The following is a 26,936-nucleotide window of genomic DNA, read 5'->3' as shown; positions in this document are numbered from 1 at the left end:
CTAGCAATGTATCAGACTGTGTGTTTTTGAAATAGTTCGATATTTTTGAAAATTTTTTTAAAAATATAAAAATTAAACCAAAATGAATGAATTTAGCCCTTTATAAAGGCGATAATTTGTTCTTCAATCCCTTTTTCATCTAATTTAATTTCAGCAAGTGCTTCTTGTTGTGTGCCTTGCGGAATAAAAATATCAGGTAAACCAAGTTGTAAAAGTGCGGTTGTTTTTCCATGAGAATTTAGCACTTCTGAAACAGCAGAACCTGCACCACCTTGAATCGCATTTTCTTCCAATGTTACAATGACGTCATGTGTATTCGCCACTTCTAGAATACGAGCTTCATCAATTGGTTTCACAAAGCGCATATCGACAACAGTCGCATTGAGTTTTTCTGCCACAGATAAAGCAGCAGGTAAGAGAGTACCAAAATTCAGAATCGCGATTTTTTTACCTTGACGAATCATTTTTGAACGACCAATTTCTAATTCTGCAAGTGGGGTTAATTCTACGCCGATTGCATTTCCACGCGGATAACGTACCGCAGCAGGCTTACCATATTTATAACCAGTGTAAAGCATTTGGCGACATTCATTTTCATCACTTGGTGTCATAATGATCATATTCGGAATGCATCGCATAAAACTTAAATCAAAAGCACCTTGGTGAGTTTGACCATCGGCACCTACGATACCCGCACGATCGATGGCAAAGAGAACAGGCAAGTTTTGAATAGCAACATCATGAATAAGCTGATCATAAGCACGTTGTAAGAAGGTAGAATAAATGGCTACAACAGGTTTATAACCACCAATTGCAAGACCTGCCGCAAAGGTGACAGCATGTTGCTCTGCAATAGCAACATCAAAATATTGTTGTGGGAATCGTTCTGAAAATTCTACCATGCCAGAACCTTCACGCATTGCAGGTGTAATACCGACTAATTTATCGTCTTGTTCCGCCATCTCACATAACCAATCGCCAAAGATTTTTGAATAGGTTGGTTTGGCATTTGATTTAGGAAGTTGGCCGCTTGTTGGGTCAAATTTTGGTACGCCATGGAAACCAATTGGGTCTTTTTCAGCGGGCTCGTAACCTTTCCCTTTTTTGGTTTTGATGTGTAAAAATTGTGGGCCTTTAAGATCGCGCATATTGCTTAAGGTAGCAATTAATTCATCAATATTATGCCCGTCAATAGGTCCAATATAGTTAAAACCGAGTTCTTCAAAGAGCGTACTTTCTGGCGAGAACATCACACCCTTCATGTGCTCTTCGGTTTTCTTCATAAAGTTTTTAACGGTCGGTACTTTATCTAAGATTTTTTTACTGCCATCACGAACCGTTGAATATAATGAACCAGAGAAAATACGGGCAAGGTGATTATTTAAGGCACCGACATTTTCAGAAATAGACATTTCATTGTCATTTAAAATGACCAACATATCAGTATGCAAAGAGCCCGCATGATTTAAGGCTTCAAATGCCATCCCCGCAGTGATTGCACCATCACCAATCACACAAACGGTTTTGCGACCTGCATTTTCACGTTCTGCCGCAACAGCAATACCTAGTCCTGCACTGATTGAAGTAGAAGAGTGACCAACACTTAATACATCAAACTCACTTTCTTCACGCCAAGGGAAAGGATGAATTCCGCCTTTTTGGCGAATGGTGGACATTTGATCTCGACGACCTGTTAAGATTTTATGTGGATAAGCTTGATGGCCCACATCCCAAATTAATTGATCAAAAGGGGTTTTAAAAATGTAGTGTAATGCAACCGTCAATTCAACGGTACCAAGACCAGATGCTAAATGGCCGCTGGTTTGACTAACGGATTCCAACAGATAACTCCGTAACTCCTGGCAAAGTTGCGGAAGCTGATCTTTATTCAAAAGACGCAAATCTTCCGGCGAATTAATTAAGGATAAAAGAGGATAGTTGTTCATATATTCGTTAGTCCTAAAATGTGAAAAAAGTGACCGCACTTTGAGAAATCAAGATAAGTGCTGTCACCATTAACTTTTACGATTGACAATAAATTCAGCTAATGCACGCAATGCAGTGGTATCAAAAGGTAAATTGTCTAATTCATGTAAGGCGGTTTGATAGAGTTCTTGTGCTTTTTGTTTCGCGCCCTCTAACCCTAACAGCTTTGGATAAGTGCTTTTATCTAAACCTAAATCAGAACCCACCGGTTTACCGATTTCGGCACTGTTACCTTCAATATCTAAAATGTCATCTTGCACTTGGAAAGCTAAACCAATAGCTTGTGAATAACGTTCTAGTTGTTGCTCTAATTCTTTGTTTTCAAAGTGAGGCGAACAGATAAAACCCAGTTTTAATGCGGCTGTTAGCAATGCACCAGTTTTGTTGCGATGAATAAGTTCTAATTCGGCTAAATTAACTTGTTTGTGCTCTGAAATTAAATCTAAACTTTGCCCTAAACACATGCCTTGTACGCCAGATGCTTGAGCTAAGACTTTCACTAATTGCAATTTTTGTTCAGCAGAAAGAGAAGGGGCTTCAGTAAGAATTTCAAAGGCAAAAGCTTGTAATGCATCGCCAGCTAAAATGGCCGTCGCTTCATCAAAAGCGATATGACAAGTTGGTTGACCTCGACGAAGTTCATCGTTATCCATTGCAGGCAAATCATCATGGATTAAAGAATAGGCGTGAATAGCTTCAATGGCTGCGGCCGCGTAATCTAAAGCGGACATTTCAGCTCCCAGCATTTTACCCGTTGCATAGACAAGGAAAGGACGAACACGTTTACCGCCTAGCAATAAGCCATATTTCATGGCATCACGCAAAGGGGCATTATAAGCGTCAATTTCTTCAAATTGATTGGCTAAAAACTGATTAATGCGATCTTGAACTTGTTTGAGTTCAGTGCCGAATTGATAACTCATGGATTACTCGTCCCCTTGATAATCACTTAAAGGGGCGGTTTCGCTTTTTTGTAACAAAATTTGAATACGTTGTTCTGCTTGTTGCAAGCGCTCTTGACCAAGTTGAGCCAATTTAATGCCGTTCTCAAATTCTTTCAGCGCATCTTCCAATGGCAATTCACCGCTTTCAAGCTTTGTCACAATCGTTTCCAATTGTGCAAGTGTTGTTTCAAAATCAGGTTCAGCATTTGCTGGTTTACGCGCCATTAAATTATCCTTTTCAGATGAATAAATTGCTCCGTATTGTACTTGATTTTTATAGGGATGTTAAAAACTTATTTCAAAGTGCAGTCAGTTTTTCGTGAGAATTTGAACTTTGTGGGATGTGGAATTTAGCGTACAATACGGCCATTTTTTATTATTCACAGATTATTATGAAATTTATCGTTAAACTTTTTCCTGAAATTATGATTAAAAGCGAAACCGTGCGTAAGCGTTTCGCAAAAATTTTGACCTCAAACATCCGAAATATTTTACAGAAATATGATGAAGAAACGGCGGTTGTTCGTCATTGGGATTACATCGAAGTGCGCTCAAAAAATGAAGCCAATCGTGAAGAGTTGATTGCGCTTTTGCAACGTATTCCAGGGATTCATCATTTTTTAGAAGTAGAAGAAAAACCGTTTACCGATCTACATCATATCTTTGAGTTGACCTTAGCAGATGTCGCTGATCAACTTGAAAACAAAACCTTTTGTGTACGTGTAAAACGTAAAGGGAAACATGATTTCAGTTCCATTGAAGCAGAACGTTATATCGGTGGTGGTTTAAATCAGCATATTGCAAGCACAAAAGTACGTTTAAAAAATCCTGATGTAACCGTTCGTATTGATATTGAAGATGACAAAATGATGCTGGTGAGAGCTCGTCATGTTGGCCTTGGCGGTTATCCAATTGGGACACAAGAAGATGTGCTTTCATTGATTTCAGGTGGCTTTGACTCTGGCGTATCCAGTTATATGCTTATTCGTCGTGGTTCACGTGTGCATTACTGTTTCTTCAATTTGGGTGGTGCAGCCCATGAAATTGGCGTGAAACAAATGGCTTACCATATTTGGAATCGTTATAGTTCATCCCATAAAGTCCGTTTTATTGCCATTTCTTTTGAAGGCGTAGTGGGCGAGATTTTAGAGAAAGTCGATAACGGCCAAATGGGCGTCGTGTTAAAACGAATGATGGTGCGTGCTGCAAGTAAAGTTGCACAACGTTTTGATATTCAAGCTATCGTTACTGGTGAGGCACTCGGACAAGTTTCGAGCCAAACTTTAACCAATTTGCGCTTAATTGATGAAGCATCCGATGCATTAGTATTACGTCCACTCATTACTCATGATAAAGAACAAATTATCGCGATGGCGAAAGAGATCGGTACGGATGATATTGCTAAATCAATGCCGGAATTCTGCGGGGTAATTTCTAAAAATCCAACGATTAAAGCGGTACGTGAAAAAATTCTTGAAGAAGAAAATCACTTTGATTTTGGCGTGTTGGAAAGTGCGGTTGAAAATGCACAATATTTAGATATTCGCCAAATTGCAGAAGAAACGGAGAAAGAAGTGGTGGAAGTGGATACCATTTCAGTGCTTGGTGAAAACGATATTATTTTAGATATTCGTAGCCCAGAAGAGACAGATGAAAATCCATTTGAATCAGACGAGCATCAAGTGATGCAATTGCCGTTTTACAAATTATCTTCACAATTCGGTTCATTAGATCAAAGTAAAAACTATGTGCTTTACTGTGAACGAGGCGTAATGAGTAAACTGCAAGCACTTTATTTAAAAGAAAATGGTTTCACGAATGTGAGAGTTTTCGGGAAAAAATAAGCAAAAAAATGACCGCACTTTAACGTGCGGTTTTTTTATTCGTAATCTAATTCACCCACTAATTCATCGATAGCTTTGGCAAGTAACGTTCGGTCATGACGATAGCTGATATCATCTGCATTCAAGCGTTTAGCCAAGATTTTAACGGAAGAAATGGCAGACAAATCGACCGCACTTTGTTCACGATAAGGTGTAATTGCGCCATTAATGACTGGTTCACCAATAATTTCATTAATTTTCAGAATACGATCTGCTAGTGAAAGCTGAGAGGCAGCGCCAATTTCTACCCCTAAATTATCAATAAAAATCACTTTTGCTTTGCTATTACGCAGGGCAGTCGCTAATTCAGGTAGCAATAGTGGCGGCATAATGCTTGTCATGAAACTTCCTGGACCAAGCAAAATGACTTCCGCTTGTTCTAATGCACTAATCGCTTCCTGGGCAGCTTTAACCATTGGCACTAAGAAGAGCGATTGGGGTAATTCTGTTAAATTATCAATGCTTACTTCACCTACAATACTGGAGCCAGAACCTAAACTCGCGGCAAGATGAACAGGTTCTTCTGACATGGGAATAATGTGAGATTTTACTTTGAGTAATTCACGAATCAAGTTAATGGCTTCAATAGGGCGAATATGCATATCTTCTAAAGCTTTAAGCATTAAATTGCCTAAATTATGCCCAGAAAGTTCACCTTCGCCAGTAAAGCGATATTCAAATAATGCGGAGGCCGTGCTTGGCTCAATGATGATTTGATTTAAGCAATTACGTAGATCGCCCCACGCAATACCACCTTGTTCTTGACGAATGCGACCGGTTGAACCGCCGTTATCTGTGGTGGTCACAATACCAGTTAAACGTTCTTTCATAAAACTAAGCGCCGATAATACACGCCCTAATCCATGACCACCACCAATGGCGACAATATGTTTGATTTCGTCTAAATGTTCATGACGGCTGTGACGAGATAAATCAGACATTTTTCTTCCTTTTTTACCTATAAATTATTATAAGAAACAATGTTATATATTTTATTATATAAGTTAATTCTATTATTTTTATCAATATAGTGAGGTTATTCTATCAAATTATTGCTATTAACCGCTTGCTTTTATTACAATACAGACACAATTTATTTTTCGCATAACTCCGAGCTTGTTTAGCCTAAGTTTCACAAGAAATACGGCGGCAAGCCAATAACGCGGTACGTTATTCAGGGATACGCTGGAAACGGTTTATCCTCTCCATATTTAGAAAGGTGTAAAATGCAATCCATTCCTATTAAAAACGTAGGAGAGTCTCGCTTAGTCGATCCTTTCCAACGCCAATATTACTATCTACGACTGTCGATTACCGATCAGTGTAACTTTCGTTGTACCTATTGTTTACCTGATGGTTATCAACCCGAAGCTAACAAACCAAGTTTCTTAACCTTAAAAGAAATCACCCATCTTGCTCAAGCGTTTGCTGAAATGGGCACAGAGAAAATCCGTTTAACGGGTGGCGAACCGACTTTACGTAAAGATTTTATTTCTATTGCTGAAAGCATCGCTAACATTGATGGCATTCGTCAATTAGCCGTCACGACAAATGGCTATCGCATGGCAAAAGATGTGGCTGATTGGAAGAAAGCAGGAATTACGTCTATTAACGTCAGTGTTGATAGCTTAGATCCAAAAATGTTCCATCAAATTACAGGTATCAATAAATTTGATGACGTGATGCGTGGTATCGATCGTGCATTTGAAGTGGGTTACAACAAAGTTAAAGTCAATTCAGTTTTGATGAAAAATTTGAATGACAAAGAGTTTGAGCAATTCCTTGTTTGGGTGAAAGATCGCCCAATTCAAATGCGCTTTATCGAACTGATGCAAACCAGTGAAATGGACAGTTTCTTTGATAAACACCATCTTTCTGGACAAGTCTTAGCTGATAAATTGCTGAAAAATGGTTGGACATTACAGCATAAATCCCATACAGATGGCCCAGCTAAAGTCTTCACACATCCTGATTATGCAGGCGAAATTGGCTTAATTATGCCTTATGAGAAGAATTTCTGCGCAAGCTGTAATCGTCTCAGGGTATCAGCGAAGGGCAAACTTCATCTCTGTTTATTCGGCGAAGAAGGCATTGAATTACGTGACTTATTGCAATCTCATGAACAGCAAGATATTTTGCAAGCACGTATTTTTGCCGCACTGCAAGGCAAACGTGAACATCATTACTTGCATGTCGGCGATAGTGGCGTAAGAAATCATTTAGCCTCTATCGGTGGCTAAAAGAAAATAGGTGAATTTGCTATTCACTTATTTTGCTTTTGTCACACATGTAAAACATTCAATATTTTAACCTCACTTTATTTTATTATGACTACATTTACGCATATCAATTCTCAAGGCGAAGCCAATATGGTGGATGTTTCTGCAAAAGCAGAGACTGTTCGCGAAGCTCGTGCTGAAGCCATTGTAACCATGTCAAAAGAAACCCTTTCCATGATCGTGGAAGGCAAACATCACAAAGGCGATGTATTTGCTACTGCACGTATTGCAGGTATTCAAGCGGCAAAACGTACTTGGGAACTTATCCCGCTTTGCCACCCCTTATTACTTTCTAAAGTAGAAGTGAATTTAGAACCGTTACTTGAAACCAATCAAGTTCGTATTCAATCTCTTTGCAAATTAACCGGAAAAACCGGCGTAGAAATGGAAGCATTAACCGCTGCAAGTGTTGCCGCATTAACCATTTATGACATGTGTAAAGCCGTACAAAAAGACATATTAATTGAGCACGTTCGTCTGTTAGAAAAGAGCGGTGGAAAATCCGGTCATTTTATTGCGGAGGAAAAATAAGATGTTAAATGTTTTATTTTTTGCTCAAACTCGTGAATTAATTGGGGAAGATTCTATTCAGCTTGAAGGCGATTTTGAGACAGCGGAAGCGGTGCGTGAACATCTTGCTCAAAAAGGTGATAGATGGGCGCTAGCGTTAGAAAAAGGAAAACTTTTAGTCGCTATCAATCAAACATTGATGCCATTAGAAAGTGCGGTCAAAAATGGGGATGAAATTGCGTTTTTCCCACCGGTAACTGGAGGCTAAATGGCTGATATTCAAATTTCAGTACAAGAACAACCTTTTGATCAAAATGCCGTTTACCAATGGCTTTCTGAGCAACATTCGGTTGGCGCAACAGTTATTTTTGTGGGTAAAGTACGCGATCTTAATTTAGGCGATGAGGTATCCAGTTTATACTTAGAGCATTATCCCGCCATGACAGAAAAAGCCTTACGTGAAATTGTAGAACAGGCGGAAGCGCGTTGGGATATTCAACGAGTGTCTGTGATACATCGAGTAGGACTTTTGCATACTGGCGATGAAATTGTTTTAGTCGGCATCAGTTCTGCTCACCGAGGTGATGCCTATCATGCCAACGAATTTATTATGGACTTCTTAAAATCTAAAGCCCCGTTCTGGAAAAAAGAACAAACCCATCAAGGTGAACGTTGGATTGAAGCAAGAGAGAGCGATAAAGAAGCGTTAGAGAAGTGGTAAATTAACCACTATAAAATAAATTTTTATTGATTTACAAGAAAGGACCAATTACCATGCTTGACAGCACAGCACAGCACAGCACAGCACAGCACAGCACAGCACAGCACAGCACTTGGATAACCTATCCATTAAATTAATGCAACTCAAATTACTTCTACCTGAAATTTTTTGCGAAGAACAAATTGATTTTCAAAAATTCCAACAACTTTTTTCTGACCACATTACTTCCGAGCCCGAGCGTTATATGTTGAACTGGGCAGGGAAATCGGAAGCCTATCGCATATTACAAGCACAAACTAGCAAAACCCTCACACCGCGACCTGCGGAAAGTGTCAATTTTGATTCCACTGAAAATATATTTATTGAAGGTGAAAATCTGGATGTGTTGAAAGTGTTACAAAAATCCTATTTCAATAGCATCAAAATGATTTATATCGATCCGCCTTATAACACGGGTAATGATTTTGTTTATAATGACAATTTCAAGCAGGATCTTAAAGATTACCAGGAACAAAGCGGAGAATTGGATGAGGAAGGCAAACTCAAACTGGCTTTCAAGAAAAACAGCAAGGAAAACGGGCACTTCCACAGCAAATGGTTAAATATGATGCTCCCCCGTTTACATTTGGCAAAGAATTTGCTGAAAGATGACGGTGTCATTTTTATTTCCATTGATGACAATGAACAAGCTCAGTTGAAGTTATTGTGTGATGAGGTGTTTGGGGAGGAGAATTTTGTTGCAGAGCTTATTTGGGATAAACAACATTCACAACAGCAAGGATTGTTTAAAAAGTATCATGAATATGTATTACTTTATGCTAAAAATATAGAAAATCATAAAAATATAAAAGGTGGAATGGGAATTATTGATGCAGGAGCAATAAAGAAAATATCAAAATCTAATCCAGAGAGTGAATTTACATTTCCTGCCGGAGTGAAATTTGAAGCAAAAAATGGAATAAAATTGACGGGAGTATTTGGTGATAGTGAAAAAGTTACAGTTGTTAGAGGAATCCTTGAAGCAAAAGATGGTAAGACTGTAGAAGAAGTTACTCTATCTGCAGGGTGGACACAAAAGAAACAAATGACAGAATTTTTTGCAGGAAACGAAGTTTATGATACTAAGGGACAAAAAGTCATTGAGTTCTATTTTTCATCAACTGGAAAGCTTAAGTGTAGAAAAGAGAGGGCTTCAATAACACCCCCCACCTTATTACCTAAATATGGCATGAGTAGCTTGCATACAGAGAATTTAAATAACCTTATGGGTGGTACAGTATTTAATAACCCTAAACCATTACCAATGTTGAAGGATTTTATTCAATGGTTTACCGAAGATGAAGATATTATTTTAGATTTTTTTAGCGGGAGTAGTTCAACTGCCCATGCAATTTTGGAACTAAATTTATCTGAGAATAAATGTAATAAATTTATAAGTGTTCAACTGGCTGAGCCGTTAAACTTTAATGATGACGCTCAAAAGCAGACGTATAGATTTTGTTTAGATTTAGGTATTCCAACAAACATCGCTGAAATCTCCAAAGAACGCATCCGCCGAGCAGGCAAACAAATTGCTGAAAATCATCCTGACAAACAACTGGATATTGGTTTTAAAGTGTTCAAACTAACTGACAGCCACTTTAAACAATGGCAATCGCCTTCAGTAGAAAATTTAACGCAGCAAATCGAATTGTTTGTCGATCCTGTGCGGAAAGAGGCAACGCCTGACGCCATGCTTTATGAAATTTTATTGCGCTTGGGCTTGAAATTAACGGCAAAAGTGCGGTCGGAAAATCAGGTGTTTTGGATGAGTGATGAAAACGGGCAACAGTTTGCCTTGTTACTTGAAACCCTGAGTGCGGATTTATTGGATCAGGTGATTTCTGTCCAGCCGAAAAAAGTCGTGATGTTAGATTCGCTGTTTAATGGCAATGATGCCTTAAAGAAAAATGCCGAGTTGCAAATGAATGATGCAGGCATTGCCTTCTTTGTGCTTTAAGGAGGCAAAATGGAACTTCAATTTGAAACCTTGGATTACCAAACGCATGCGATTCAAGCGGCGGTGGATTTGTTCATCGGACAGCCTAATCAGCAAACGGAATTCGGTTTGAAAGCGCAGAATGATATGCGTTTCGTGGCGAATTTGTCATTACAAATTAATGATGAACAGCTACAACAAAACTTGGCGAAGCAACAAAACAAGTTTAATTTTTACCGTACTTTAATTGAGGAACAGGGTAGAAATTTTACCGTAGAAATGGAAACCGGCACGGGGAAAACCTATGTTTACTTGCGCACGATTTTTGAATTGAATCGTCAATATGGTTGGCAGAAATTTGTAATTGTGGTGCCGAGCGTGCCTATTCGTGAAGGGGTATTGCATACCTTGGAAACGACGCGTAGCCACTTTGCCACCCTGTTTGATAACCCGAGCGTGAACCCGAAATATGAATATAAAAGTAATCAACTTTCCCGCTTAAAAGCCTTTGCTACCGGCAATCATATTGAGATTTTGGTGATGAATATTGATGCCTTTGCCAAAGAAAGTAATGTGATTAATACACAAAATGAAAGTGGCGATGCGCCCATTCGTTATATTCAACACGTCAATCCTATTGTGATTATTGATGAACCGCAGAATATGGAAACGGATATTCGCCGTCATGCTATCGCAAGTCTCAATCCTTTATTCACTCTGCGCTATTCTGCGACCCATAAAAACGCCTACAACCCGATTTTTCGCCTCAATCCTGTGCAGGCGTACGAATTAGATTTAGTGAAACAAATCGAAGTGGACAGCGTGTTGGCGGATAATGATGTGAATGGCGCTTATGTGGCTTTAAAAGAAATTAACGTAGGTGCGAAAAGCTGGTCGGTGAAAGTGGAAATCTTGGTGAATGATAAGTCGATGAAGAAGAAAGTCGTCACTGTTAAGCCGAATCAAGACTTATTTGATCTTTCCAGACAAAATGAAGTTTATCGCAATGGTTATATTTTGGAAGGAATGAATATTGAGGAACAACAGATTGAGTTTTCCGGCGGATTAAAAGTGACGAAAGGCGTTGATAATTCTCTCTTGAAAGATGATATTCAAAAAATGCAAATTCGTCGCACAATAGAAGAGCATTTACGTAAGGAAAAAAGTTTAAATCCGCTAGGTATAAAAGTGTTGTCGCTATTTTTTATTGATAAAGTAGCTAACTATCGTAATGATGGCAAATTTTATCAATGGTTTGAAGAGATTTATCGTCAGTTAACTGATGAAGATCCTTCTGGCGTGCATGCTGGTTATTTTTCAGAAGATAAAAAAGGCGTATGGAAAGATACCAATGGCACAACACAGGCAGACAATAAGGCTTATAATTTAATTATGCGGAATAAAGAATCCTTGCTGTCGTTGGGTAATCCGTTGCGTTTTATTTTCTCTCACTCTGCTTTGCGTGAGGGGTGGGATAATCCGAATGTGTTTCAAATTTGTACGTTGAACAATACCCATTCGGAAATTAAAAAGCGACAAGAAATCGGACGTGGATTGCGCTTACCGGTGAATCAGCTTGGCGTAAGAAGCCATGAGCGGGATAAAAATATCCTGACAGTGATTGCTAATGAAAGCTATGAGGAATTTGCGACCAAATTACAACGTGAAATTGAAGAAGATTGCGGTGTGTCCTTTGATAAAGGACAAATTAAAAATAAGCTGGATCGAAAATATGTGCGTTATCGCAAAGATTTTACCCAACACCCGGAATTTGCTGCGATTTGGGGACGTATTAAGCACCAAACGACTTATCGGGTCAATTTTTCACAGGATGAGCTGATCGAAAGTGCGGTCAACAATTTGGTCAAAATGCCACGTATTGATGAAGTGAAAATTCGACATGAAAAGGTCGCCTTTGCGATTAATGAAAAAGGTGTGACGACAGAATATCGTTCTTCCAATCAGGTAGCCTCAAAAACTCACTGGGATATTCCCGATGTGTTGGGTGAATTACAGAAGAAAACCGGGCTAACCCGTCAAACCATTTGCCGTATTTTGCAAAAATCAAAACGATTGGCTGAGATTTATCATAATCCACAACGTTTTATTGATTTGGTTGCAGAAAAAATTAATGAAGCGTTAAGTCAAATTATGGCGGATGGTGTGGAATATCACCGCATTGCGGATCGCACCTATGAAATGACGTTATTTAAGGATTTTGAGTTTTATCTTAATCAATACAGTTTTTCTGTGAGTAATCAATCAAAAACCATTTATGAGAGTTATATTGCCCTAGATTCCAACACGGAAAATACGTTTGCCCGCCATTGTGAAAGCTGTGAAGATGTCGAGTTTTATTTTAAGTTACCGAAAAATTTTAAAATTCCAACGCCATTGGGGAATTATAATCCCGACTGGGCGGTGGTATTTAAAGGGCAGAATAAAGTTTACTTTGTGGCGGAAACCAAAAATACCGGTAAAGGTATTCAGCGTGGTGTGGATGAAAGTAAGTTGGATCCTTCAGAACAAATGAAAATTGCTTATGCCAGAAAGAATTTTGAACATCTCCATAGAGATTACGATGATTTGGAATATCGGGTTGTACAAAGTATAGATGAATTAACTGAAAATGTGTAAAAAATATCAGACAGCCAATATTGGCTGTCTGATCGCGTTAATTAAAGCACTTTAACAATGCTTTCACACAAATAACGAATATTGTCTTCAGTGATACCGGCCACATTGATACGACCAGAACGAACAGCGTAAATCGCAAATTCTTCTTTTAAGCGATCGACTTGTTCAGGCGATAAGCCACTGAAAGAGAACATACCGTTTTGTTCTATGATAAAGCTGAAATCTTGTTCTGCACCATATTCTTTTAATAACTGAACGAATAAATGACGCATTTTTTTGATGCGTTCACGCATTTCAGTCAATTCATTTTCCCACTCTTGGCGAAGTTGTGGATCATTTAACACCGTGGCTACGGTCGCCCCACCATGAGATGCTGGGTTAGAGTAGAGAGTGCGAATAATTGATTTCACCTGTGTTAATGCAGTTGAAGCAATTTCTGCATTTTCAGCGACAAGCGTAAAGGCACCTACGCGCTCATTGTATAAACCAAAGTTTTTAGAGAATGAACTCGCCACTAATAATTCTTTATGATTTGCCGCAAAAGCACGTAAACCGTAAGCATCTTGGTCTAAGCCATTGGCTAAACCTTGATAAGCAAAGTCAAAGAGTGGTAACCAGCCATTTTTTGCTGAAAGTGCGGCTAATTCTTGCCATTGTTCTGGGGTTGGATCAATACCAGTTGGATTGTGGCAGCAACCGTGTAAAAGCACAACATCGCCTTCGCTTGCTTGGCTTAAATCTTCAAGTAAATGTTCCCAGTCAAGGGCTTTGCGTTCAGCATCATAATAACGATATTCACGAATCGTCATGCCTACCGCATTGAAAATTGCATTGTGGTTAGGCCATGTTGGTGTACTAATCCATACATTTTGAGCTTTGGTTTGGCGTTTAATGAATTCTGCCGCAATGCGTAATGCACCTGTGCCACCTAAACTTTGCGCAGTTCTTGCACGGTTTGCTTTAATTACATCAGAATCTTTACCAAAAAGGAGCTCTTTTGTGCGTTCGTTATAATCGGCAATACCATCGATAGTCAGATAGTTTTTCGTTTTTTCGTTATCAAATAAGCGTTTTTCTGCTTCTTTCACTGCACGCATAATCGGTGTTGTACCTTGTGCATCTTTATAAACGCCAATACCTAAATTGATTTTATTTTCACGGGTTTCAGATTTGAATGCTTCGCCTAAGCCTAAGATAGGATCGGCCGGAGCCGCTTTGATATGTTCAAACATAGCTTTTCCTTATGTATGTGTTGTGAGATAAGTAATTTTATACTTCAGCCGATAGATTTTATCAAGAAGAACCTGATAAAAATCAACCGCACTTTGATGTTTTTAGATATTCATCAAAAAGTGCGGTTGTTTTTTGGATTATTTTAATTTCTCAATCGCCCAATTTAAACCGGATTGATAGTCTTCAGGAAGTTCGTGACGAAGTTTTTCAAGCTGTTGAATAATGATTGTTTTATCAGGATGCGTAATATTGATATGACCTAATTTTCTACCCGGACGAACTTCCTTACCATACCAATGTAATTGGGAAAAGGGCGTGTTCAACCATTGTGGACTATGTTCTGTACCAATTAAATTAACCATGACACTTGGTGCAATAGGTTGTAATGACGGTGTAGGTAAATCTAATAAAGCACGTAGATGCAATTCAAATTGACTAATAGCACAGCCTAATTGTGTCCAATGTCCGCTATTATGCACACGAGGGGCAAGTTCATTAATTAATAATTTATCCCCCACTACAAAGCATTCCATCGCCATTACACCCACATATTCAAGTTTATCCATGATTTTTCCAAGCATAGATTCAGCCTGAATTTGTTGGTTTTGTTGTTGAGGGAATGAAATATCTGTCACACTGTAACGTAAAATGCCATTTTGCTGTAGGTTATGTGTTACAGGATAGAAACGTTTTTCACCATTTTTAAATCTTGCGCCTACGATAGACACTTCGTAATCAAAAGGAATAAATTTTTCTGCAATAACTTCACCGAATAAATCGTCCGTAATATCACGTTGATTATTTTCAGTGATAATCCATTGACCTCGACCGTCATAACCACCGGTACGACGTTTTACCACGACTTTTTCGCCTACGTTTGTAAATACTTCAGTCCATTGCGTTTTATCTTCTAATAAACACCATGGTGAGGTAGAGAGATTGAGTTCATCCAGTAAAGATTTTTGGGTAAAACGATCAGCCAATAAGCCAAAAACATTCTGATTAACGAAATTCTTATGATGGCCTAATAATTCAGTTAACGGTGTTTTTTCCCAACGTTCAATCTCTGCGGTGATGATGGCATTTTTAGGTAAATCAAATACGGGGGCATTGAACTCAAGTGGTTGAACATTAATGTCTAATGGCGCGCCAGCGTAACGTAACATTCTGCCGAGTTGGCCATTCCCAAGCACATAAACGGTAGGATATAGGGTAGAGTTTTGCATAAAATTTCTCATCAAATCTAGCTAAAAAAACAACCGCACTTTAAAAAGTGCGGTCAAATTAAAAGGTGTTTTATGTACGTGGATCAGGATTATCCAATACCATATTGGTTTGATTTTCGCGGAATACTTGTAGGCGAGCGAATAACGCATCATCCCAACCTGCAAGAATTTGTGCAGCGAGTAATCCTGCATTAGAAGCACCAGCAGGGCCAATCGCTAACGTACCGACAGGAATGCCTTTCGGCATTTGCACGATAGAATAGAGACTATCAACACCGCTTAACATAGAACTTTTAACAGGGACACCCAATACAGGTACAAGCGTTTTAGCCGCAATCATACCGGGTAAATGAGCAGCGCCACCCGCACCTGCAATAATCACTTTGTAACCATTTTTTTGTGCATTTTCGGCAAATTCAAACAGCTTATCGGGGGTTCGATGTGCGGAAACGACTTCAATATGATATGTCACATTGAGTTCATCTAAAATTTGAGTGGCTTCTTGCATGGTTGCCCAGTCGCTTTTTGAGCCCATCACAATAGCAATTTGTGCGGTATTTGACATATTTTTAAAAAATTATCTGATAAAAAAACGATACGTAGAATAGCATATTTGTTCACTTTTAAGCAAACGTTTGCTATGCGGTGAAAGCTGAAAATTCCATTGCAAGTTTGGTCATAAAATCTTATCCTAATACGAGTTTTTTTCTTAGAAATAGAGCAGATTATGTTAGCTAAAGCGAAATATAGAAAAGATTACAAACAACCTGATTTTACGGTTACGGATATTTTCCTTGATTTTCAATTAGATCCTAAGCATACCGTTGTCACTGCAAAAACAACCTTCCAACGTTTAAATGATGAAGCAACCCATCTACGATTAGATGGTCATGGTTTCCAATTTGCCTCCATTAAATTCAATGGCGAAGATTTTAAACATTATCATCAAGACCACGAAAGTTTAACGTTAGATTTAACCAATCAAAGTGCGATTAATTTTGAACTTGAAATTGTGACGAATCTAGAGCCTGCACAAAACACCTCTTTACAAGGGCTTTATCAATCAGGTGAGGGTATTTGTACACAATGTGAAGCAGAAGGTTTTCGTCAAATTACCTATATGCTTGACCGTCCAGATGTATTAGCTCGCTATACAACCAAAATTACCGCAGATAAAACTAAATATCCTTACTTACTTTCTAATGGTAACCGCATTGCAAATGGTGAATTAGAGGATGGTCGTCATTGGGTTGAATGGAATGACCCATTCCCGAAACCGAGCTATTTATTCGCTTTAGTGGCAGGTGATTTTGATTTATTACAAGATACCTTTACGACAAAAAGTGGTCGTAAAGTAGCCTTAGAGCTTTATGTTGACCGTGGCAATCTTGATCGCGCTTCGTGGGCAATGGAAAGCCTGAAAAAAGCGATGAAATGGGATGAAGACCGTTTTAATTTAGAATACGACTTAGATATTTACATGATTGTTGCTGTGGACTTCTTCAATATGGGTGCCATGGAAAATAAAGGGTTGAATATTTTTAACGCTAAATTTGTGTTGGCAAATCCACAAACTGCAACCGATGATGATTATCTCGCCATTGAAAGCGTAATTGCACACGAATATTTTCATAACTGGACGGGAAACCGTGTAACTTGCCGTGATTGGTTCCAGTTAAGTTTGAAAGAAGGTTTAACGGTTTTCCGTGATCAAGAATTTTCATCTGACACAGGTTCTCGAGCAGTCAATCGTATTAATAACGTGAAATTCTTACGTACGGTACAGTTTGCCGAAGATGCAAGCCCAATGTCACACCCAATTCGCCCTGAAAAAGTCATTGAAATGAATAACTTCTATACCGTGACTGTATATGAAAAAGGGGCAGAAGTGATTCGTATGTTGCACACTTTATTAGGTGAACAAGGTTTCCAAAAAGGCATGCAACTTTATATTGCTGAAAACGATGGTAAAGCGGCAACCTGCGAAGATTTTGTGTCTGCAATGGAACGTGCGAATGACGTTGATTTAGCTCAATTCCGTCGTTGGTATAGCCAATCTGGTACGCCAGAATTATTGATTAGTGATGCCTATGATGAACAAACTCATACTTATCGTTTAACCGTTTCACAATCTACGCCGCCAACAGCGGATCAAATGGAAAAAGTAAACTTACATATTCCATTGAAAATTGCGCTTTATGATGCTAACGGTAACAAGCAAACATTACAGTACAATGGAAAATTATCAAATGATGTACTCAATGTTACGGAAAAAGATCAAACATTTGAATTTCATAATCTCTATTGTCGACCTATTCCTGCATTATTGTGTGATTTTTCTGCACCAGTTAAACTGGATTATGATTATACGACTACACAATTACTTAGCCTACTTAAATTTTCTAATAATCAGTTTGTTCGATGGGATGCGGCACAAACGCTATTGACTCAAGAATTACGCCGTAATGTGGCGAATTATCAGCAAGGAGAGCGATTAGAGATCTCACCTGACATTTTGATTGCACTCGCTCATGTGTTGGAAAATTATGAACAAGATATTGAATTAGCTACATTGATTTTGACTTTTCCAAAAGAAATTGAGTTTGCAGAAAGTTTCAAAACAATTGATCCTGATGGTATTACTGCAGCAAGAGAATTTATGTTGGTGCAAATAGCCGAATACTTAAAAAATGATTTATTGAGGATTTACACGCATATTCGTCTTGATGTTTATCAAGTGACTCAGAAAGATATTGCTTTACGAGCAATGCGCAATGTTTGTTTAAGTTATTTGGCCTACAGTAACCTAGGTAATAATGTGGTACAAAAACATTACAATAATGCTAATAATATGACGGATACTTTAGCGGCATTAAATATGGCAACCAAAGCAGCGTTACCTTGTCGTGATGCCTTGTTGGAGGATTTTGAACAAAAATGGCAACATGATGGCTTGGTAATGGATAAATGGTTTGCGTTACAAGCAACTCGCCCTGATGAAAACGTATTGGAAATTGTACAAGTATTAATGGATCACCCAAGCTTTAATTTTAACAATCCAAACCGTTTACGCTCATTAGTTGGAAACTTTATAAATTATAATTTAAAAGCCTTCCACCATATTAGTGGATCTGGTTATCGTTTTTTGACAGATGTTTTAATTCGTTTAAATGATAGTAATCCACAAGTTGCAGCACGTTTAATTGAGCCACTGATTCGTTTCTCTCGTTTCGATGAACAGCGTCAAACCTTAATGAAACGCGCCTTGGAGCGATTAAGCGCTGTTGAAGATCTCTCAAAAGATCTATTTGAGAAAATAGAGAAAGCCTTGCAATAACCCAATAGTGCGGTTAATTTTAACCGCATTTTCCATTTACAGTGAACTATCCTGAGAGATAAACGAGTATGTATTCTTTGATCCGTAAAGCTATCTTTTCCCTTGATCCTGAAACCGCCCATGATTTAGTGATTAAATCATTGCATTTAGCGGGTAAATCACCTTGCCAATTTTTATTAAAGCAGCTTTTGGCTTGTCCACAAGGTTTGCCTAAGCAAGTAATGGGCATTATGTTTAAAAATCCTATTGGGTTAGCCGCGGGCGCAGATAAAAATGCCGAAGCGATTGATGGATTTGGTGCGATGGGATTTGGTTTTATTGAAGTGGGTACGGTTACGCCTTTGGCACAAGAGGGAAATGCGAAACCCCGTCAATTCCGTTTAGTGGAAGCTGAGGGGATTATTAACCGTAATGGATTCAATAATTATGGCATTGATTACGTGGTCGAGAATGTTAAAAAGGCAAAATTTGATGGTGTAATTGGGATTAATATTGGCAAAAATAAAGTCACGCCACTTGAAAAGGGGAAAGATGATTACTTATTTTGCTTAAATAAAGCCTATAACTATGCGGATTATATTACGGTAAATATTTCATCACCGAACACTCCAGATTTGCGTCAATTGCAGTATGGTGATTATTTTGATGATTTATTACAAAGTATTAAACAACGTCAAAAAACTTTAGCTGAGCAATATAATAAATATGTACCGATTGCTGTAAAAATTGCACCTGATTTATCCGAGACTGAACTCGTTCAAATTGCTGATACGTTACTTCGTCATCAAATGGATGGGGTAATTGCCACTAATACAACGATTTCACGCGACAACGTCACAGGTTTGAAAAATGCGGAACAACAAGGTGGCTTAAGTGGAAAACCGTTACAGCAGAAAAGTACAGAAATTATTCGAAGATTGCATCAAGAGCTGAAAGGTCAAATTCCGATTATTGGGAGTGGTGGCATTGATGGTGTACAAAATGCACAAGAGAAGATTGAAGCAGGTGCTGAATTGTTACAAGTTTATTCGGGTTTGATTTATCACGGTCCAAGCTTAGTTAAAGAATTAGTGAAAGCGATTAAATAAATGACAAAAAAATATGATTTACATTGCCATAGTACGGCTTCAGATGGTGTTTTAACGCCTACAGAGCTTGTGCAACGAGCTCATGAGCTAGGTATCAATGTGCTTGCTTTATGTGATCACGACACCGTGATGGGCATTGATGAAGCTAAAATTGAAGCAGATAAATTAGGTATTGAGCTAATTAATGGCGTGGAAATTTCAACGAATTGGGAAGGTCGTGGTATCCATATTGTCGGATTAAATTTTGATAAAACGCATCCTAAAATGACCGCACTTTTAGCCGAACAAAAATCACTGAGAGAAAAAAGAGCGGTCGAAATTGGCCATAAATTAGAAAAAGCAGGCGTCCCCAATGCCTATGAGGGCGCAAAAGCGTTAGCCAATGGGGAAGTAACTCGTGCGCATTATGCGCGTTATTTAGTGCAAATCGGCAAAGTTTCAAATGATGGGCAAGCCTTTAAGCGTTATCTAGGCGGTGGAAAATCGTGTTTTGTCAAAGCTGAATGGGTCGATATTCCAACGGCGATTGAGACGATTCATGCGGCAGGTGGCGTTGCCGTCATTGCTCATCCTATGCGTTATAACATGACAGGAAAATGGATTGGTCGATTAATTGTTGATTTCAAACAATGGGGCGGTGATGGCATGGAAGTGGCAGATAGTGGACAGACCAAAGAGCAACGTCAATATCTTGCGCGTTTAGCCAATGAATATGACTTAGCCGCCTCTTTAGGGTCAGACTTTCATTTTCCTTGCGGATGGATTGAATTAGGAAAGAATTTGTTTTTACCTGAAGAGGTAAAACCGATTTGGACATTATTTGAATAATAAAGGGCGGTTAATCCGCCCCTGTTTTTTTATATTTGACTGTTCTCACACAAACCGAGGCTTGCGAGAAATTCAATAAATGCGCGAACTTTAGCCGGTAAATGACGACGATTTGGGTAAAGCACATAAATATCTAAAGGTTTTTGTTTATATTCAGACAAAATTTCAACTAATTCACCTGAAGCAAGCGCATCTTTTACAAAGAAATTCGGTGCATTACTGATGCCTAAACCCGCTTTTGTCATTTCTAACAACGCCATACCATTATTAGAAACCACTTTAGATTGAATTTTATAACGTTGAATTTGATTGGCTTTTGTTGATTGCCAATGCACTTGATTTAACGATGATTTATAAAGTAAACCTTGGTGATATTCTAAATCGTCAGGTGTAAGCGGTGTGCCTCGCGCTTCTAAATAACTTGGAGAAGCAACAAAATGCATAAGGGAGCTACTAATTTTACGCGCAACAAGTGAGCTGTCTTGCATATAACCGATACGTAATGCTAAGTCATAGCCTTCCGCAACGAGATCAACACGCTTGTCTTCAAATTCAATTTCTACGTGTAAATTGGGATGAAGCTCAATAAATTTAGGCAAGTTAGGTGAAATATAAAGTAAGCCAAAATCACGTGGCATAGAGATTAATAAATTACCTTGTAAGCTCGTTGCCATATTACTGATGCTAGAGTCTGCCTCACTTAAATCTAATAGAATGGCTTGGCAACGTTGGTAATAAAGCATACCGGCTTCAGTTGGCATAATTTTTCGTGTTGTACGTTGTAATAATCGTGTTTTTAAATGTTCTTCTAATTGTGAAACTAATTTACTCGCCATTGCCACAGAAATATTCTGTTGGTTTGCGGCTTGTGTAAAACTTTGCGTTTCGATCACTTTGCAGAAAACCGAAATTGCATTGAGTTTATCCATTTATAAATCCTTTTTGAAAAAAAGCTTGATTTTATCGGCGTAAGTTTGCAGTATATCGGCTATTTTAGAGAATTCTAGTTATATTTTAGGTAAGCAAATGAGCAAATCTTTAGTGATTGTGGAGTCGCCAGCCAAAGCGAAAACCATCAATAAATATTTAGGTAGCCAGTATGTGGTGAAATCCAGCGTAGGGCATATTTGTGATTTGCCGACATCAGGAAGTAGTACTGGCGAAAAGGCTAAGCCAGTTTCGACAAAAGGATTAAGTACAGAAGAAAAAGCAAAAATTAAAGCAGAGAAAGAGCGTTCCGCTTTAGTTAAACGTATGGGGATTGATCCTTATCACGATTGGAAAGCTAATTACCAAATTCTACCTGGCAAAGAAAAAGTGGTCGCCGAATTAAAATCCCTTGCTAAAAAATCCGATCATATTTATCTCGCAACCGACTTGGATAGAGAAGGAGAGGCTATCGCATGGCATTTACGTGAAGTGATCGGTGGCGATGATAGTCGTTTTAGTCGCGTTGTATTTAATGAGATTACTAAAAAAGCGATTGAAAAAGCGTTCCAGCATCCTGCTCACATTAATATGGACCAGGTTAATGCTCAGCAAACCCGTCGTTTCTTAGACCGCGTAGTAGGCTTTATGGTGTCACCATTATTATGGAAGAAAGTGGCACGTGGGTTATCTGCAGGACGAGTACAATCTGTTGCCGTAAAATTGGTGGTAGAACGTGAGCGTGAAATCAAAGCATTCCAACCGGAAGAGTTTTGGGAAATTGAAGCGCTAACCCAAACGACTAAGAAAGAAGGCTTGCGTTTGGATGTGGTGCAATATAAAGGCAAGAAATTTGAGCCGAAAAATGAAAAAGAAGCTCAAAGTGCGGTCGATTTTTTAAATAAATCACACTACGTTGTCACAGATTTAGAAACAAAACCAACAGGTTCTAAACCAAGAGCACCATTTATTACTTCAACCTTACAACAAACTGCAAGCACGCGTTTAGGTTTTGGAGTAAAGAAAACCATGATGTTGGCACAACGTTTATATGAAGCTGGTTATATCACTTATATGCGTACTGACTCTACCAACTTGAGCCAAGATGCATTAAATATGGCACGTGCTTATATCGAAAGCCATTTTGGCAAAGATTATTTGCCCGCTAAACCGAATTTCTATTCGAGTAAAGAAAACGCACAAGAAGCACACGAAGCCATTCGTCCTTCTGATGTGAAAATGCTCGCAGATCATTTAAGTGGCATAGATAAAGATGCAGTACGCTTGTATGATTTAATCTGGCGTCAATTTGTGGCTTGTCAAATGCCGGCTGCACAATATGACAGTACAACCGTCACTGTAATGGCTGGCGATTATGAATTGAAAGCCAAAGGCCGTATTTTACGCTTTGATGGTTGGACAAAAGTCTTGCCACAATTAGGTAAAAATCCAGAAGACCAAATTTTACCGACTGTGAGTTTAAACGAAACATTAGCACTAAAAACGGTTTCGCCAAGCCAACACTTTACCAAACCACCCGCTCGTTTTACTGAAGCAGCATTGGTGAAAGAATTGGAGAAACGTGGTATTGGTCGTCCTTCGACTTATGCGGCAATTATTTCGACTATTCAAGAACGTGGTTATGTGCGCATTGAAAATCGCCGTTTCTATGCAGAGAAAATGGGCGAAATCGTTACTGATCGCTTAAATCAATCTTTTACTGATTTGATGAGTTACGATTTCACTGCAAACATGGAAAATGTACTAGACCAAATTGCATCCGGTGAAAAAAATTGGAAAGCTGAGTTAAATCAATTCTTCAAAGATTTTTCTACCCAACTTTCTACGGCTGAATTAGATGAGCTAGAAGGTGGAATGAAGCCGAATAGCCTTGTGCTCACCGATATTGATTGCCCAACTTGTGGCCGCAAAATGGCGATTCGCACAGCAAGTACTGGTGTCTTCCTTGGTTGTTCTGGTTATGCATTACCACCAAAAGAGCGTTGTAAAACAACGATTAATCTCATTCCAGAAGCAGAATTACTCAATGTATTGGATGAGGCCTCTGAAACCAAAGCCTTAATGGATCGTAAACGTTGCCCAAAATGTGGTACGGCGATGGATAGCTATATCATCGACCCACATCGTAAATTGCATATTTGTGGTAACAATCCGAATTGTGATGGTTATTTGGTTGAACAAGGCCAATTCAAAATTAAAGGCTATGATGGTCCGATTGTAGAATGTGATAAGTGTGGTTCAGATATGCACTTAAAACTCGGTCGTTTTGGTAAATATATGGGCTGTACCAGCTGTGATAATACCCGTAAGATTTTGAAAAATGGCGAAGTTGCACCGCCAAAAGAAGAACCGGTTCATTTCCCTGAATTGAAATGTGAAAAATCTGATGCGTATTTTGTATTACGTGATGGTGCAAGTGGCGTGTTTATGTCAGCACATAACTTCCCGAAATCACGTGAAACTCGACCAGCAAAAGTGGCGGAATTAGCGCTTTATCGTGATCGTTTACCAGAAAAATTACGTTATTTAGCCGATGCGCCACAAAAAGACCCTGAGGGTAATGAAGCCATTATCCGCTTTAGCCGTAAAGAAAAACATCAATATGTGACATCTGAAAAGAATGGCAAAGCCACAAAATGGATTGTGGATTATATTGATGGAAAGTGGGTAGAACGGAAAAAGTAGGATGAATATCACGGTTTATTGCGGAGCAAGTTTAGGTAATGATTCAGCCTATCAGTCTGTCGCAAAAAAATTAGGAAAATGGATTGCTGATGTTCAACATACTTTAGTTTATGGTGGCGGAAAATTGGGATTAATGGGCGTAGTTGCAGATACTGTACTTGCTCATCAAGGTAAAGTAATTGGCATTATCCCTCAATTTTTACAAGACAGAGAAGTTTCACATCCTAATTTAACTAAGACCGTAATTGTTGAAAGCATGTCTGAGCGAAAAAATAAAATGATTGAGCTTGGCGATGCTTATATTGCTTTGCCTGGTGGACCTGGCACTTTAGAAGAGATTGCTGAAGTGATTTCTTGGGCGCGAATTGGAAAAAATAATAATCCTTGTATTCTGTTTAATGAAAAGGGGTATTTTGATTCACTAAAGTCCTTTTTTAGCCATATGGTGAAAGAAGGCTTCTTTACTCAAGGTGATTTTGAGAAGATTTTATTCTCGAATAATCTTCAAGAAATCGAAACCTTTATTGAACATTACCAACCTCCAGCGTTAAGAACATATTAAAAAAGTGCGGTTAAATTTGACCGCACTTTTTTATGATTAATGATGATGTTCTGGTTTTGGTGGGAGTTTAGCTCTAGCTTTACCAACAGGGAGAATTAACGTCGCATAATTTGCTGATTGTTGACAAACTTTTTGATCTTCAAATGGTTCTTTATGAATCACTTTAAGTTTCCAAACACCTTCAATTAATGGAATAAAGTTAACTTTACCTTCTTTGTCTGTTTTACCAGAAAAGGCTTGTGGCTCACGGTGAGATGTTGCCGCTTCCATATCTTTTACAACAAATGTATCAGAGGTTGCGATAATCGTTTCGCCTGCAAGTGGTTGGTCTTTATAGAAAATCTGAACAGGGAAAGCTTCACCCGCTTTAATTGTTTTCGGATCTTTAAGTGGCACGATTTCAAGTGGTAAACCGAGGCGTGTCATTGCCATATCTGCATTTAATGGTTTTTTGCCCACTACAGTAAAGGCTTTACCAAACATTTGAGTTTGTTCGCAATAGAATGCATTTGGTGTGCCTTGTAAGTTATCCATTTTCCAACCTTCATTATTTTGTGACCAGAAAGTTGGTTTATAAGTCGCTGTTACCCAATATGAACCATCTTTTAACGGTTTTTCTGATTGATATTGGTAGTTTTCACCTTTTTGTACTAATGTTTGCATTTCACCATCTTGATTGATGAGTTCCATCGGTGGGAAAATGGCGAGACGTTTTTCAGGAATTTTTTCAACGTAAGGGTAGTCACCATAAGCTAAATCAGCTTTTAAAACGCTATTAGAAGTCAGTTGTGCTGGGGTTGCAACCCAAACTTCATGGGCTTGCGCGAGCGCAGAGAAGCCAAGTAGTGCAGCAATTAATGTTTTTTTCATTGTCTTTCCTTTTTTTAATCAATAAATCAATTTATAGAAAGTCTTCGATAGGGCGGACGAGTATAACGAAAAAGAAATGATGAGACGAATAGAAAAAGTTGATTTTGTGAGGAACTTCACATTTTTTTAACAAAAAAGTGCTGTCAATAAAACGATTGTTTTTCTGACCGCACTTGTTTTAAATAAAAAGCTAAATAGGCTTATTTTTTAGACGGTTTAATGGCTAATAAATTGCAGCTTAATTTACTAATCACATGTTCAGCTGTATTACCTAGTAACGCTGCCGATAAACCTGTTCTTCCCACAGTGCCTAGAATCACTAATTCAGCTTCAATTTCTTTCGCCACTTCAGGGATTACTTCTTCAGGGAAACCTTCGCGTACATGGGTATGATCCTCATCAATACCAAATTTTTGACGTAAGGCTTTCATATTGATAAGGTGTTGACCACGAATACCATTTTCATAACCTGAAGTATTAAATTCAGGTAAATCAATCGCCATATTAATTGGCGCAACAGGGTAGGCTGCCACTAAATGTACGTTACCACGGTTTAAGTTCTCTGCTAAACTCATCCCTGTTGAAACTAACTCTTGGTTAAATTCATCTTGATATTCTTGTTCACCCGACACATTAACCGCAACTAAAATACGGCGTTGGTGTTTCCAATCACCATCACGTACCATCAATACTGGGATTGGACATTTACGTAACAATTGCCAATCTACCGGTGTGAAAATCAATGAGGTAAAACTTTCTTCATCCTTAGTGTATTTCACAACAAGGTCATATTGATTTTTTTCAACTTCTTCATTTATTGCATCGGCTTCATTACTGTTCCATACAATATGAGATTCAAATTCAATTTCAGGATCAGCATATTTATCTAAATAAAATTGTACAGCTTGACGTTGTTGCTCAATGGCAGTTTTATGCATTTCACTTCGTTCTTCCGAAGAAAGAAGAGCAGACATCTCATAAGATAAATCATAGACACTTAATAGCGCAGTAATTTTCACTTTTTTTTCACTTTGCTGCTCTTTCGCCAAACGAACAGCTCGAGCAAGTGCGTATTGTTTTTCATTATCAGGATTAAGAACAACAAGAATATTATTAAATTTCATAAAACCTCCAAGAGATGAGATATCAATAGGATAGAAAAGATTTTAAACGATGACAAGAACCGATTATCAAAAAAGTGATCTCGTGCAAGTTTTTTTG

22 protein-coding genes and 1 riboswitch are annotated in these 26,936 nt (G+C 38.5%); of the genes, 12 read left to right on the top strand and 10 right to left on the bottom strand.

Annotation, left to right across the window (positions count from 1 at the left end):
• Positions 1-92: 92 nt before the first annotated feature.
• The 3 genes from dxs to xseB all read right to left on the bottom strand — a co-directional run bounded on the left by dxs (position 93) and on the right by xseB (position 3,155).
• Positions 93-1,946 carry a 1-deoxy-D-xylulose-5-phosphate synthase gene (dxs, locus tag ACXVWP_RS01305; protein ID WP_297567838.1) on the bottom strand — a complete coding sequence of 618 codons (1,854 nt, stop codon included), beginning with the start codon at positions 1,944-1,946 and terminating at the stop codon, positions 93-95.
• 69 nt (positions 1,947-2,015) lie between these two features.
• A complete protein-coding gene (gene ispA / locus ACXVWP_RS01300; RefSeq protein WP_297567836.1) occupies positions 2,016-2,909 on the bottom strand; it encodes a (2E,6E)-farnesyl diphosphate synthase in 894 nt (297 codons plus the stop codon).
• 3 nt (positions 2,910-2,912) lie between these two features.
• Entirely contained in the window at positions 2,913-3,155 is a 243-nt protein-coding gene (gene xseB / locus ACXVWP_RS01295) for an exodeoxyribonuclease VII small subunit (RefSeq protein ID WP_005696153.1), read from the bottom strand.
• Positions 3,156-3,322: 167 nt separating this feature from the next.
• Here xseB and thiI point away from each other — a divergent pair, with 167 nt between their 5' ends.
• On the top strand, positions 3,323-4,774 hold the full coding sequence (gene thiI, locus ACXVWP_RS01290; RefSeq protein ID WP_289902246.1) for a tRNA uracil 4-sulfurtransferase ThiI: 1,452 nt from the start codon (positions 3,323-3,325) through the stop codon (positions 4,772-4,774).
• A 35-nt stretch (positions 4,775-4,809) separates the two neighbouring features.
• On the opposite strand, the gene ACXVWP_RS01285 is transcribed toward thiI, so the two are convergent.
• The gene (locus ACXVWP_RS01285) at positions 4,810-5,754 is read right to left on the bottom strand and encodes a gluconeogenesis factor YvcK family protein (protein WP_297567834.1); all 945 of its coding nucleotides are present in this window, start codon (positions 5,752-5,754) and stop codon (positions 4,810-4,812) included.
• 155 nt (positions 5,755-5,909) lie between these two features.
• A riboswitch (molybdenum cofactor riboswitch) is annotated at positions 5,910-6,051 on the top strand.
• On the opposite strand from ACXVWP_RS01285, the gene moaA reads away from it, so the two are divergent.
• From moaA to ACXVWP_RS01255, 6 genes are all read left to right on the top strand, one after another.
• A complete protein-coding gene (gene moaA / locus ACXVWP_RS01280; protein ID WP_297567832.1) occupies positions 6,040-7,053 on the top strand; it encodes a GTP 3',8-cyclase MoaA in 1,014 nt (337 codons plus the stop codon). (Overlaps the previous riboswitch by 12 nt.)
• Positions 7,054-7,140: 87 nt before the next feature.
• Positions 7,141-7,623, top strand: coding sequence for a cyclic pyranopterin monophosphate synthase MoaC (gene moaC, locus ACXVWP_RS01275; RefSeq protein WP_197561037.1), 483 nt, complete (start codon positions 7,141-7,143; stop codon positions 7,621-7,623).
• A 1-nt stretch (position 7,624) separates the two neighbouring features.
• Positions 7,625-7,870: a molybdopterin synthase sulfur carrier subunit gene (gene moaD / locus ACXVWP_RS01270; protein WP_118788283.1), complete on the top strand. Its 246-nt coding sequence runs from the start codon at positions 7,625-7,627 to the stop codon at positions 7,868-7,870.
• Positions 7,871-8,323 (top strand): molybdopterin synthase catalytic subunit MoaE, encoded by a 453-nt coding sequence (moaE, locus tag ACXVWP_RS01265; protein ID WP_297567828.1) that lies wholly within the window; start codon positions 7,871-7,873, stop codon positions 8,321-8,323.
• Positions 8,324-8,459: 136 nt separating this feature from the next.
• Positions 8,460-10,322: a site-specific DNA-methyltransferase gene (locus ACXVWP_RS01260; protein ID WP_297567912.1), complete on the top strand. Its 1,863-nt coding sequence runs from the start codon at positions 8,460-8,462 to the stop codon at positions 10,320-10,322.
• Between the two features lie 9 nt (positions 10,323-10,331).
• Positions 10,332-12,938 (top strand): restriction endonuclease, encoded by a 2,607-nt coding sequence (locus ACXVWP_RS01255; protein ID WP_297567826.1) that lies wholly within the window; start codon positions 10,332-10,334, stop codon positions 12,936-12,938.
• Positions 12,939-12,979: 41 nt separating this feature from the next.
• Here ACXVWP_RS01255 and ACXVWP_RS01250 read toward each other — a convergent pair whose 3' ends face one another.
• The 3 genes from ACXVWP_RS01250 to purE form a co-directional block, all read right to left on the bottom strand.
• Positions 12,980-14,170 (bottom strand): amino acid aminotransferase, encoded by a 1,191-nt coding sequence (locus ACXVWP_RS01250; protein WP_289901782.1) that lies wholly within the window; start codon positions 14,168-14,170, stop codon positions 12,980-12,982.
• Positions 14,171-14,308: 138 nt separating this feature from the next.
• Positions 14,309-15,397 (bottom strand): 5-(carboxyamino)imidazole ribonucleotide synthase, encoded by a 1,089-nt coding sequence (gene purK / locus ACXVWP_RS01245; protein ID WP_289901781.1) that lies wholly within the window; start codon positions 15,395-15,397, stop codon positions 14,309-14,311.
• A gap of 70 nt (positions 15,398-15,467) precedes the next feature.
• Positions 15,468-15,962, bottom strand: a complete 495-nt coding sequence (gene purE / locus ACXVWP_RS01240; protein WP_289901780.1) for a 5-(carboxyamino)imidazole ribonucleotide mutase — start codon at positions 15,960-15,962, stop codon at positions 15,468-15,470.
• 162 nt (positions 15,963-16,124) lie between these two features.
• Here purE and pepN point away from each other — a divergent pair, with 162 nt between their 5' ends.
• The 3 genes from pepN (at position 16,125) to rnm (ending at position 20,650) form a co-directional block, all read left to right on the top strand.
• Positions 16,125-18,734 carry an aminopeptidase N gene (pepN, locus tag ACXVWP_RS01235; protein WP_297567823.1) on the top strand — a complete coding sequence of 870 codons (2,610 nt, stop codon included), beginning with the start codon at positions 16,125-16,127 and terminating at the stop codon, positions 18,732-18,734.
• Positions 18,735-18,802: 68 nt separating this feature from the next.
• Positions 18,803-19,822 carry a quinone-dependent dihydroorotate dehydrogenase gene (gene pyrD / locus ACXVWP_RS01230; RefSeq protein ID WP_289901778.1) on the top strand — a complete coding sequence of 340 codons (1,020 nt, stop codon included), beginning with the start codon at positions 18,803-18,805 and terminating at the stop codon, positions 19,820-19,822.
• The gene (rnm, locus tag ACXVWP_RS01225) at positions 19,823-20,650 is read left to right on the top strand and encodes an RNase RNM (protein ID WP_049355719.1); all 828 of its coding nucleotides are present in this window, start codon (positions 19,823-19,825) and stop codon (positions 20,648-20,650) included.
• Between the two features lie 29 nt (positions 20,651-20,679).
• Here the strand turns inward: rnm and ACXVWP_RS01220 are convergent, their stop codons facing one another.
• On the bottom strand, positions 20,680-21,579 hold the full coding sequence (locus tag ACXVWP_RS01220; RefSeq protein WP_289901777.1) for a LysR family transcriptional regulator: 900 nt from the start codon (positions 21,577-21,579) through the stop codon (positions 20,680-20,682).
• A gap of 97 nt (positions 21,580-21,676) precedes the next feature.
• Here ACXVWP_RS01220 and topA point away from each other — a divergent pair, with 97 nt between their 5' ends.
• Together topA and ACXVWP_RS01210 are read left to right on the top strand one after the other, a co-directional pair.
• Positions 21,677-24,283, top strand: coding sequence for a type I DNA topoisomerase (gene topA, locus ACXVWP_RS01215; protein ID WP_289901776.1), 2,607 nt, complete (start codon positions 21,677-21,679; stop codon positions 24,281-24,283).
• A gap of 1 nt (position 24,284) precedes the next feature.
• A complete protein-coding gene (locus tag ACXVWP_RS01210; RefSeq protein WP_289901775.1) occupies positions 24,285-24,845 on the top strand; it encodes an LOG family protein in 561 nt (186 codons plus the stop codon).
• A 36-nt stretch (positions 24,846-24,881) separates the two neighbouring features.
• Here ACXVWP_RS01210 and ACXVWP_RS01205 read toward each other — a convergent pair whose 3' ends face one another.
• Positions 24,882-25,715 (bottom strand): DUF4198 domain-containing protein, encoded by an 834-nt coding sequence (locus ACXVWP_RS01205; protein ID WP_289901774.1) that lies wholly within the window; start codon positions 25,713-25,715, stop codon positions 24,882-24,884.
• Between the two features lie 200 nt (positions 25,716-25,915).
• On the bottom strand, positions 25,916-26,839 hold the full coding sequence (gene uspE, locus ACXVWP_RS01200) for a universal stress protein UspE (RefSeq protein WP_289901773.1): 924 nt from the start codon (positions 26,837-26,839) through the stop codon (positions 25,916-25,918).
• Positions 26,840-26,936 lie beyond the last annotated feature (97 nt).

Source organism: Haemophilus sp. SZY H56, from assembly GCF_054332415.1.
This window is presented reverse-complemented; position numbering and strand designations above follow the sequence as displayed.